10 protein-coding genes and 1 pseudogene are annotated in these 9,778 nt (G+C 64.9%); 10 read left to right on the top strand and 1 reads right to left on the bottom strand.

Translation table 11 applies throughout. The features are described 5' to 3' along the window. The 10 genes and pseudogenes from EN742_RS12960 to doeB all read left to right on the top strand — a co-directional run. Positions 1–186: pseudogene (locus EN742_RS12960) on the top strand (PLP-dependent aminotransferase family protein); the annotation flags it as partial. A gap of 125 nt (positions 187–311) precedes the next feature. After that, positions 312–1,097 (top strand): ectoine/hydroxyectoine ABC transporter ATP-binding protein EhuA, encoded by a 786-nt coding sequence (ehuA, locus tag EN742_RS12965; RefSeq protein ID WP_126056197.1) that lies wholly within the window; start codon positions 312–314, stop codon positions 1,095–1,097. A gap of 97 nt (positions 1,098–1,194) precedes the next feature. Continuing rightward, positions 1,195–2,046 carry an ectoine/hydroxyectoine ABC transporter substrate-binding protein EhuB gene (gene ehuB / locus EN742_RS12970; RefSeq protein WP_126056196.1) on the top strand — a complete coding sequence of 284 codons (852 nt, stop codon included), beginning with the start codon at positions 1,195–1,197 and terminating at the stop codon, positions 2,044–2,046. A gap of 190 nt (positions 2,047–2,236) precedes the next feature. Beyond that, positions 2,237–2,896 carry an ectoine/hydroxyectoine ABC transporter permease subunit EhuC gene (gene ehuC, locus EN742_RS12975; protein WP_126056195.1) on the top strand — a complete coding sequence of 220 codons (660 nt, stop codon included), beginning with the start codon at positions 2,237–2,239 and terminating at the stop codon, positions 2,894–2,896. After that, entirely contained in the window at positions 2,896–3,555 is a 660-nt protein-coding gene (ehuD, locus tag EN742_RS12980) for an ectoine/hydroxyectoine ABC transporter permease subunit EhuD (RefSeq protein WP_126056194.1), read from the top strand. Before ehuC ends, ehuD begins: the two co-directional genes overlap by 1 nt. 5 nt (positions 3,556–3,560) lie before the next feature. After that, positions 3,561–4,337, top strand: coding sequence for an ectoine utilization protein EutA (eutA, locus tag EN742_RS12985; RefSeq protein WP_126056193.1), 777 nt, complete (start codon positions 3,561–3,563; stop codon positions 4,335–4,337). A gap of 183 nt (positions 4,338–4,520) precedes the next feature. Next, complete coding sequence (gene eutB / locus EN742_RS12995) at positions 4,521–5,516, top strand: hydroxyectoine utilization dehydratase EutB (RefSeq protein ID WP_126056192.1); 996 nt, start codon at positions 4,521–4,523, stop codon at positions 5,514–5,516. Further along, positions 5,513–6,505, top strand: a complete 993-nt coding sequence (locus EN742_RS13000) for a cyclodeaminase (RefSeq protein ID WP_128332886.1) — start codon at positions 5,513–5,515, stop codon at positions 6,503–6,505. Before eutB ends, EN742_RS13000 begins: the two co-directional genes overlap by 4 nt. Positions 6,506–6,543: 38 nt before the next feature. Next, the gene (doeA, locus tag EN742_RS13005; protein ID WP_127404776.1) at positions 6,544–7,722 is read left to right on the top strand and encodes an ectoine hydrolase DoeA; all 1,179 of its coding nucleotides are present in this window, start codon (positions 6,544–6,546) and stop codon (positions 7,720–7,722) included. Between the two features lie 5 nt (positions 7,723–7,727). After that, on the top strand, positions 7,728–8,729 hold the full coding sequence (gene doeB, locus EN742_RS13010) for a N(2)-acetyl-L-2,4-diaminobutanoate deacetylase DoeB (RefSeq protein ID WP_126056189.1): 1,002 nt from the start codon (positions 7,728–7,730) through the stop codon (positions 8,727–8,729). Positions 8,730–8,816: 87 nt separating this feature from the next. Here the strand turns inward: doeB and EN742_RS13015 are convergent. Beyond that, a partial coding sequence (locus tag EN742_RS13015; protein WP_148670092.1) for an AMP-binding protein occupies positions 8,817–9,778 on the bottom strand: 962 nt, incomplete at its 5' end.

The following is a 9,778-nucleotide window of genomic DNA, read 5'->3' on the forward strand; positions in this document are numbered from 1 at the left end:
TCGCAGGCCCGCCTGCGCGGCGTGGCGATCGCACCCGGCACCTCCTTCCGCATCGCCGAGTCACCCTGGCATCCGGCCGTGCGCATTTCTCTCGGCTCTACAACCGAAGGGGAACTGCGCGCGGGCCTGAGCGTTGTCGCCAAGCTCCTGCTTGGCGATGCGGAGCATCTGCTGCTCGCCATCTGATGCGCGAATTGCCCTGATTTTGTGCCGTGCCGGAAATATTGTCATGATATTATTTTCCTAATTGACATGATTTGGCGCGTTCCGCATCGTTAAGGGCATAGGCTTCTCCAGAACGGGGAAATTGATTGCCCGCACCCATCATCAAGGTTGACGCCATTTCGAAAAGCTTCGGTGCCTTCAAGGTGCTGGACGGCCTGTCGATGCAGGTCATGCCGGGTGAGAAGCTGGCGCTGATCGGTCCGTCCGGCTCCGGCAAGACGACGATCCTGCGCATCCTGATGACGCTGGAGAAGATCGATGGCGGCCACATCCAGATCGACGGCGAGCAGCTCTACCACATGGAGCGCAACGGCCAGCTACTGCCGGCAGATGAGCGGCACCTCGCAAAAATGCGCCAGAAGATCGGCATGGTCTTCCAGTTGTTCAATCTGTTTCCGCACAAATGCGTCATGGACAACGTCACCCTGGCGCCGATGCTGACCAAGGGCGTCGCTCGCGCCGCCGCCGAGAAGCGGGCGATGGAACTGCTCGACATGGTCGGCATGGCCGACAAGGCCAAGAGCATGCCGGCGCAGCTTTCAGGCGGCCAGAAGCAGCGCGTGGCGATCGCCCGCGCGCTGGCTTTGTCGCCGAAGATCATGCTGTTCGACGAGGTCACCTCGGCGCTCGATCCGGAACTGGTCGAGGAGGTGCTCAACGTCATGCGCAAGCTCGCCGCCGAGACCGACATGACGATGCTGCTCGTCACCCACGAAATGGGCTTTGCCCACGACTTCGCCGACCGGGTGCTGTTCTTCGACCGCGGCCGCATCGTCGAGGAAGGCAAGCCCGATGAGATTTTCCGCCACCCGAAACAGGAGCGCACGCAGGGCTTCCTGAAGAAGATCATCGCGGCCGGACATCGCGTCTGACCAACGGGGAAAAAGCCGTCCCCAAGGCGAAGAAGCCGTCCGCGGAACCTGAGCGCCTAAACCGAACAACCAAGACAACAACAAGGAGTTGGGAACGATGAAGAAACTTGCCATTCTGGCCGGCGTCGCCGGCCTCGCGGCGACAACGATGCTGCTGGCCTCCGGCGCGCGTTCGGCCGACGACGCCAAGCTCGAGCAATTGAAGGGGCAGGGCTTCGCCCGCGTCGCCATCGCCAACGAGCCGCCCTACACGGCTGTCGCCGCCGACGGCAAGGTCTCGGGCGCCGCGCCGGATGTGGCGCGCGAGATATTCAAGCGCCTCGGCGTCAACGACATCGTCGCCTCGATCTCCGAATATGGCGCCATGATCCCGGGTTTGCAGGCTGGCCGTTTCGACGTCGTCACCGCCGGCCTGTTCATGAAGCCGGAGCGTTGCGCGGCGGTCGCCTATTCCGAGCCGGTGCTGTGCGACGCCGAGGCAATGCTGGTGAAGAAGGGCAATCCGAAGGGCTTCAAGAGCTATGAGGACGTCGCCAAGGACTCGTCCGCCACCATCGGCGCCCCGGGCGGCGGCACCGAGGAAAAGCTGGCGCTCAATGCCGGTGTGCCGCGCGAGCGCGTCATCGTCGTGCCGGACGGCCAGAGCGGCCTGAAGATGCTGCAGGACGGCCGCATCGACGCCTATTCGCTGCCCGTGCTGTCGATCAATGACCTGGTCAAGAAGGCCAATGATCCGAACCTCGAAGTCATCGCTCCGGTGCTGGGCGCGCCGGTCTATTGCGACGGCGCAGCCTTCAAGAAGGGCGACGAGGCGCTGCGCGATGCCTACGATGTCGAACTCGCCAAGCTGAAGAAGTCCGGCGAGTTCGCCAAGATCATTGAGCCCTACGGCTTCTCGGCCGCCGCCGCGATGTCGACGACGCGCGAAAAGCTCTGCGCGGCGAAGTAGGGCGCTTTCTTCCTTCTCTCGTTCACGGGGAGAAGGTGTCATGAAGTGACGGATGAGGGGCAGCGCCAAGGTATCAGAAGGCGGCTCTGCCCCTCATCTGCCTGCCGGCATCTTCTCCCCGTGAACGGGGAGAAGGGGCTGTCGCGGCTGCCCCGCATAACCGCAAACGACAGGAAGTCCTAAACGCAAAATGACCCAGTGGTCCGGCTATCTCGGCCTGATATTGCAGGGAGCGCTTGTCACCATCGAGTTGACGCTGATGGGGTCGGTGCTTGCGCTGATCATGGCCTTCCTGGCCGGCATGGGGCGGCTGTCGCGCTTCTTCGTGCTGCGCGCGCTGGCCACCGCCTATATCGAGTTCTTCCGCGGCACCTCGATCTTCGTGCAGCTGTTCTGGGCCTATTTCGTCCTGCCCCTTGCCGGCATTTCTCTGACGCCTTTGCAGGCCGGCGTGCTGGCGCTGGGCCTGAATGTCGGCGCCTATGCGGCGGAAGTGGTGCGCGGCGCCATCCAGTCGGTCGGCCGCGAGCAGTACGAAGCCTGCACCGCGCTCAACCTCGGCCGCTGGCAAGGCATGCGCCATGTCATCCTGCCGCAGGCGCTGCTGGTCATGCTCCCGACCTTCGGCAACAACGCCATCGAACTGCTCAAGGCGACCTCCGTCGTCTCGCTTATCTCGCTCGCCGACCTCACCTTCCAGGCGCAGGTGGTGCGCTCGCAGACCGGCAACACGCTGATGCCGTTCACCACCATCTTGATCATCTATTTCGTGCTGGCGCTCGCCATCTCCTGGGGCGTGCGCTCGCTGGAACGCCGCATGGCGCGCGGCATCGACGGAGTGCGCGTCTGATGGATTGGGACTGGAACTTCGTCAGGGAGATCCTGCCGACTCTGATCCAGGGGGTGAAGATTACCATCCTGGCGACGCTGCTCGGCTCGGTGCTGGCGGCGATGGTCGGACTGGCCATCGCGCTGGCGCGGCGCTCGCCGAACCGGGCCGTGTCGCGCACCGTCGGCTTCCTCGCCGAATTCATCCGCGGCACACCGCTGCTGGTGCAGCTCTATTTCATCTTCTACGTGCTTCCCGACTTCGGCATCCTGCTGCCGCCGCTGGTGGCCGGCGTCATCGGGCTCGGCCTGCACTACGGCACCTATACGGCGGAGGTCTACCGCGCCGGCATCGACAACGTCCCGCGCGGCCAGTGGGAAGCGGCCAAGGCCTGCAATCTCGGCGCCGGCCAGACCTGGACGCACATCATCCTGCCGCAGGCCATCCCGCCGATGATCCCGGCCTTGGCCAATTACTTCATCGCCATGTTCAAGGAGACGCCGCTGCTCTCGGCGATCACCGTGCTGGAGCTGATGAACCAGGCCAAGAGCGTCGCCAACACCTATTACCGCTACGTCGAGCCAATGACGCTGGTTGGCGCCTTCTTCCTGATCATCAGCCTTTTCTCGGTCGTGCTGCTGCGCTGGCTGGAACATCGCTACGGCAAGATCGAAAGGTAGTCTTGATGAAACCGCTGCCCGAAATCAGGCTGTTGCCGACAAGGCCGGCCCTCGATGCGCGCCCGCTGGCAAAGCGCGTCGGCCTGATCATCCTTGCCACCGACCACACCAGCGAGCCGGATTTCCATCGCATGGTGGCGAGCGAGCGGATCGGCGTCTACGTCGCCCGCATCCCCTACAAGAACCCGACCACGCCGGAGAACCTGCGCAGGATGCAGCCGGAGCTGGAGGCCGCCGCCGCGCTCATCCTGCCGGACGAGCCGCTCGACGCCGTCTGCTATTCCTGCACCTCGGCCTCGGTGGTGATCGGCGACGCCGAGATCGAGGCGGCGATCCGGGCCGCCAGGCCCGGCGTTGCCGTGGTGACGCCGCCGATGGCCGGTGTGCGCGGGCTGAAGGCGCTGGGCGCGAAACGGATCAGCATGCTCACCCCCTACACGGTCGAGACCAGCCGGCCGATGGCGGCCTATTTCGCCGGGCGCGGCTTCGAGATCGTGAGCTTCACCTGCCTCGGCTTCGAGGACGACCGCGAGATGGCGCGCATCCCGCCGGCCGCGCTTGTCGAACTGGCCGGCAAGGCAACCGATGCCGAGGCTGACGCGCTGTTCGTGTCCTGCACTGCGCTGCGCTCGGCGCTCGCGGTCGCCGGCATGGAACGGGCGATCGGCCGCCCGGTCGTCACCAGCAACCAGGCCAGCGCCTGGAATTGCCTCAGACTGTGCGGCGACGCCACGGCGCGGCCTCAGTTCGGCCGGCTGATGACGAAGTCGCTGGTGCAGTAAGATGATGTCCCGCATTCACGAGCGACCCCCTCTGGCCTGCCGGCCATCTCCCCCTCAAGGGGGGAGATCAACTGCGGCCCGGCTTTCGCCAATCGCTGAAGTCACAGGAAGAGCGCCAGCGCCAAAGCTGCTTATCTCCCCCCTTGAGGGGGAGATGGCCGGCAGGCCAGAAGGGGTCGCCCAATGACGAGCGCCACCACCCTCGCCGACATCCGCGCCGCCCGAGAGCGAATCGCCGGCAAGGTCGAGCGCACGCCAACCGTGCAGTCGCAAAGCCTTACGGATCGCGTCGGCCAACCCATCCACCTCAAGCTCGAGCACCATCAGACCACTGGCGCCTTCAAATTGCGCGGCGCCTCGAACGCGATCGCTTCACTAAGCCCTGAGGATAAGACGCGCGGTGTGGTCGCCGCCTCAACCGGCAATCATGGCCGGGCGCTCGCGCATGCGGCGAGGCTCGAAGCCATCCGCGCGGTGATCTGCATGTCGCGGCTGGTGCCCGAGAACAAGCTCGACGCGATCCGCCGCCTCGGCGCCGAGATACGCATCGTCGGCAACAGCCAGGACGATGCGCAAACCGAGGTCGACAGGCTGGTCGCCGAACAAGGCCTGGTCATGCTGCCGCCCTTCGACCACGCCGACATCATCGCCGGCCAGGGCACGCTCGGTCTGGAGATCATCGAGCAGGTTCCGGACGCCGCAAGCGTGCTGGTGCCGCTGTCTGGCGGCGGGCTGGCTTCGGGCGTCGCCGCCGCCGTCAAGGGGGTCAGCCCCGGCTCCAAGGTCATCGGGGTGTCGATGGCGCGGGGCGCGGCGATGAAGGCGAGCCTCGACGCCGGCCGTCCCGTCGAGGTCGAGGAACTGCCGACGCTGGCGGATTCGCTCGGCGGCGGCATCGGGCTCGACAACCGGCTGACCTTTGGAATGTGCCGCAACCTGCTCGACGATGTTATCCTGCTCTCCGAGGACGAGATCGCCACCGGCATCCGTCATGCCTATGAGCAGGAGCGCGAAATCGTCGAAGGCGCCGGTGCCGTCGGCATCGCAGCGCTGCTTGCCGGCAAGGTCAAGACGGCCGGGCCTGCCGTGCTCATCCTTTCCGGCCGCAACATCGACATGGCGCTGCACAGGAAGATCGTCTGCGGCGAGGCGCCATCAACCGTGGAGCGTGCCGCATGAGCCGGATGATGATCCTCACCGAGGCCGAACTGCGCAACATTGTGACCCTGGATCTCGATACCGCCGCCTGCGTCGAGAACGCCTTCCGCGCGCTTGCCACCCTGCCGGTGGCGATGCCGCCGATCCTGCGTCTCGACATTCCCGAACATCACGGCGAGGTCGACGTTAAGTCCGCCTATGTGCCCGGCATCGACGGCTTCGCCGTCAAGATCAGCTCCGGCTTCTTCGACAATCCGAAGCTCGGCCTGCCGAGCGGCGGCGGCATGATGGTGTTGCTCTCGGCGAAAACCGGAGTGGTCGAGGCGCTGCTGCTCGACAATGGCTATCCGACGGACATCCGCACCGCCGCCGCAGGCGCGGTCGCGGCCAAGCATCTATCGCGCGAAGACTCTACCGTGGCGGCGATCTTCGGCGCTGGTTTGCAGGCCGGGCTGCAGCTCGAGGCGCTGCGCCTGGTGCGGCCGATCGAGGAGGCCCGCATCTGGGCGCGCGATGCCGCCAAGGCCGAGGTGGCCGCCGCCAGCCTGCGCGAGAAGCTCGGCATCCTGGTGCGCGCCGAACCGGACGCGGCGAAGGCGGCAGCCGGCGCCGACATCATCGTCACAACGACGCCATCGACCGAGCCGCTGATCAAGGCCGGCTTCGTCGTGGCCGGCCAGCACATCACCGCCATGGGCTCGGATGCCGAGCACAAGAACGAGATCGCGCCGGCGATCCTGCGCATGGCCGATCTCTATGTTGCCGACAGCGCCAGGCAAACCAAACGGCTCGGCGAACTGCATCATGCCATCGCGACAGGGGTGATGACGGCCGACGCCGATGTGACCGAACTCGGCCAGATCATCGCCGGCGACAAGCACGGCCGGCGCTCGGACAGCGACATCACCATCGCCGACCTCACCGGCACCGGCGTGCAGGACACGGCGATCGCCACCTTGGCCCGTGACCGCGCCCAAGCGGCCAATGCCGGCACCATTTTCGAAAGCTGATACCGGCCGCCAGGCCCAACAAACGAGGATCAAGAACAATGCAGCCGAACCTTAAATTCACGCGCGGCGAATATGCGGATCGCCTCGCCAAGACAAGGCAAGCCATGGCGGCCAAGGGGGTCGATCTGCTGATCGTCAGCGATCCCTCCAACATGGCCTGGCTGACGGGTTACGACGGCTGGTCGTTCTATGTCCACCAGGCGGTCATCGTGCCGCCTTCGGGCGAGCCGGTCTGGTATGGCCGCGGCCAGGACGCCAATGGCGCCAAGCGTACCGCCTACCTCGCTCACGACAACATCATCGGCTACGCCGACCACTATGTGCAGTCGACCGAGCGCCACCCGATGGACTTCTTGTCCAGCGTGCTTTCCGATCGCGGCTGGGAGAAGCTCACCATCGGCGTCGAGATGGACAATTACTGGTTCTCGGCCGCCGCCTTCGCCGCCCTGCAGAAGCATTTGCCCAACGCCCGATTCGTCGATGCGACAGCGCTGGTCAACTGGCAGCGCGCGGTAAAGAGCCCGACCGAGATCGACTACATGCGCAGGGCCGCCCGCATCGTCGAGGCCATGCACCAGCGCATCGTCGACAGAATAGAGGTCGGCATGCGCAAATGCGATCTGGTCGCCGAGATCTACGATGCCGGCACCCGCGGCGTCGATGGGATCGGCGGCGACTATCCGGCGATCGTGCCGCTGCTGCCGTCGGGCGCCGACGCCTCGGCGCCGCATCTGACCTGGGACGACCGTCCGATGAAGGCCGGCGAGGGCACCTTCTTCGAGATCGCCGGCTGCCACAACCGCTACCATTGCCCGCTGTCGCGTACCGTCTTCCTCGGCAAGCCGACGCAGGCCTTCCTCGACGCCGAGAAGGCGACGCTGGAAGGCATGGAGGCAGGTCTTGCCGCCGCAAAGCCGGGCAACACCTGCGAAGACATCGCCAATGCCTTTTTCGCCGTCTTGAAGAAGTACGGCATCGTCAAGGACAACCGAACCGGCTACCCGATCGGCATCTCCTATCCGCCGGACTGGGGCGAGCGCACCATGAGCCTGCGCCCCGGCGACCGCACCGAGCTCCAGCCCGGCATGACCTTCCATTTCATGACCGGCCTATGGCTGGAGACGATGGGGCTAGAGATCACCGAATCCATCCTGATCACCGAGACCGGCGTCGAGTGCCTGGCCAATGTGCCGCGCAAGCTGGTCGCGAAGGATTGATCCCGATGCCGGCCTTGCGTCCCTCACCGATCGCCCCGACCGTCGATTTCGACAAGGACGGCGTCCAGCACGGCTTCCTGCGCCTGCCCTACAGCCGCGACGATTCCGCCTGGGGCTCGGTGATGATCCCGGTCTGTGTCATCCGCAACGGCAAGGGACCGACGGCGCTTCTCACCGGCGGCAATCACGGCGACGAGTATGAGGGGCCGCTGGCGCTCTACGATCTTGCCCGCACGCTCGATCCGAAGGACGTCGCCGGTACCGTGATCATCGTGCCGGCAATGAACTATCCGGCCTTCCGCGCCGGCACGCGGACTTCGCCGATCGACAAGGGCAACATGAACCGTAGCTTCCCTGGCCGGCCCGATGGCACGGTGACGGAGAAGATCGCCGACTATTTTCAACGCGATCTGCTTCCCCGCGCGGACATCGTCTTCGATTTCCACTCGGGCGGCAAGACGCTCGACTTCGTGCCGTTCTGCGCCGCCCACACGCTTCCCGACAAGGCGCAGGAGGAGAAGGCTTTCGCGGCCGTCGAGGCCTTTTCCGCGCCCTTCTCGATGCGCATGACGGAGATCGATGCGGTCGGCATGTACGATACGGCCGCCGAGGCGATGGGCAAGGTGTTCGTCACCACCGAGCTCGGCGGCGGCGGCACGTCTCGCGCCGAAACCGTGCGCATCGCGCGTCGGGGTGTGGTCAATGTGCTTCGCCATGCCGGTATCGTCGATGGTGCGGTCGAGAAGACTCAAACACAATGGCTCGATATGCCGTCCGGCGATTGCTTTGCCTTTGCCGAAGACGACGGCATGATCGAGACCATGGTCGATCTCGGGGAGACGGTTGAAGAGGGTCAGGTCGTGGCGCGCGTTCATTCAACCGGCCGCACCGGCAACGCGCCCCGGGAAATCAAGGCGAGACTGTCGGGCCTGCTGGCCGCACGTCACTTTCCGGGCTTGGTCAAAGCGGGGGACTGTGCCGCTGTGATTGGCGTTTTGGTCCCGTGACCTTGTCGCAGGGGGCTTTGGCGTACCAAGGCGCGCAAATCGGCAAAGCCTCTACGAACACCGCATCGCATGCATCATCCTTGCCGACTATTGTTTTACCTTCAACCTGAACCGCTGGATCTTACCGGTCTGGGTCTTGGGAAGCGCGTCGGTGAACTTGATCGATCGCGGATATTTATAAGGGGCGATGGTGGCTTTGACATGGTCCTGCAGGAGCTTTCGTTCCAGTTCGCCAGGCTCGATCCCATCGCTCAGGACGACATGTGCCTCGACGATCTGCCCCCGATCCACGTCCGGTATGCCGATGACCGCGCATTCCCTGACATCGGGGTGACAAAGCAACGCCGCCTCAACTTCGGGACCCGCGATGTTGTAGCCAGCGGAGACTATCATGTCGTCCGATCGGGCGGCGAAATGGAAATAGCCGTCTTCGTCCTGGATGAATGAATCTCCGGTCAGGTTCCAGCCGTCGCGCACATAGTCCTTCTGCCGGGGATCATTCAGGTACCGGCATCCCGTCGGGCCACGGACGGCAAGCCGGCCGACCTCGCCACGCGGCAACTCGTTCATATCGGCATCGACGATCCGGGCCTCGTAGCCGGCAACCGGATGCCCGGTCCTGCCCGGCGCGAGATCGTCCAGCCGGTTGGAAATGAAGATATGCAGCATCTCGGTTGCGCCGATGCCGTCCACAATCGGCTTACCGGTCCGTTGCACCCAGGCCTCGAACACCGGCGCGGGAAGGGTTTCACCGGCAGAGACCGCGATCCGCAGCGACGAAAGATTGGCCCCTTCATCGAGCGCGGCGATCATCGCCCTGTAGGCCGTCGGAGCCGTGAATACGATGGTCGCGCCATATTTCTCGATGATCTCGATCATGTTGGCCGGAGAGGCGTGCTCCAGCAGCGTCGCCGTGGCGCCGAAGCGGAGCGGGAAAATGGCAAGTCCGCCAAGGCCGAAGGTGAAGGCGATCGGCGGCGAGCCGACGAAAATGTCCTCGGTCGTGACCTGCAGCACGTCGCGCGCATAACCGTCGGCGATGATCAGAA

The sequence above is a fragment of the Mesorhizobium sp. M4A.F.Ca.ET.020.02.1.1 genome, from assembly GCF_004022645.1.
Taxonomy (GTDB): Bacteria; Pseudomonadota; Alphaproteobacteria; order Rhizobiales; family Rhizobiaceae; genus Mesorhizobium.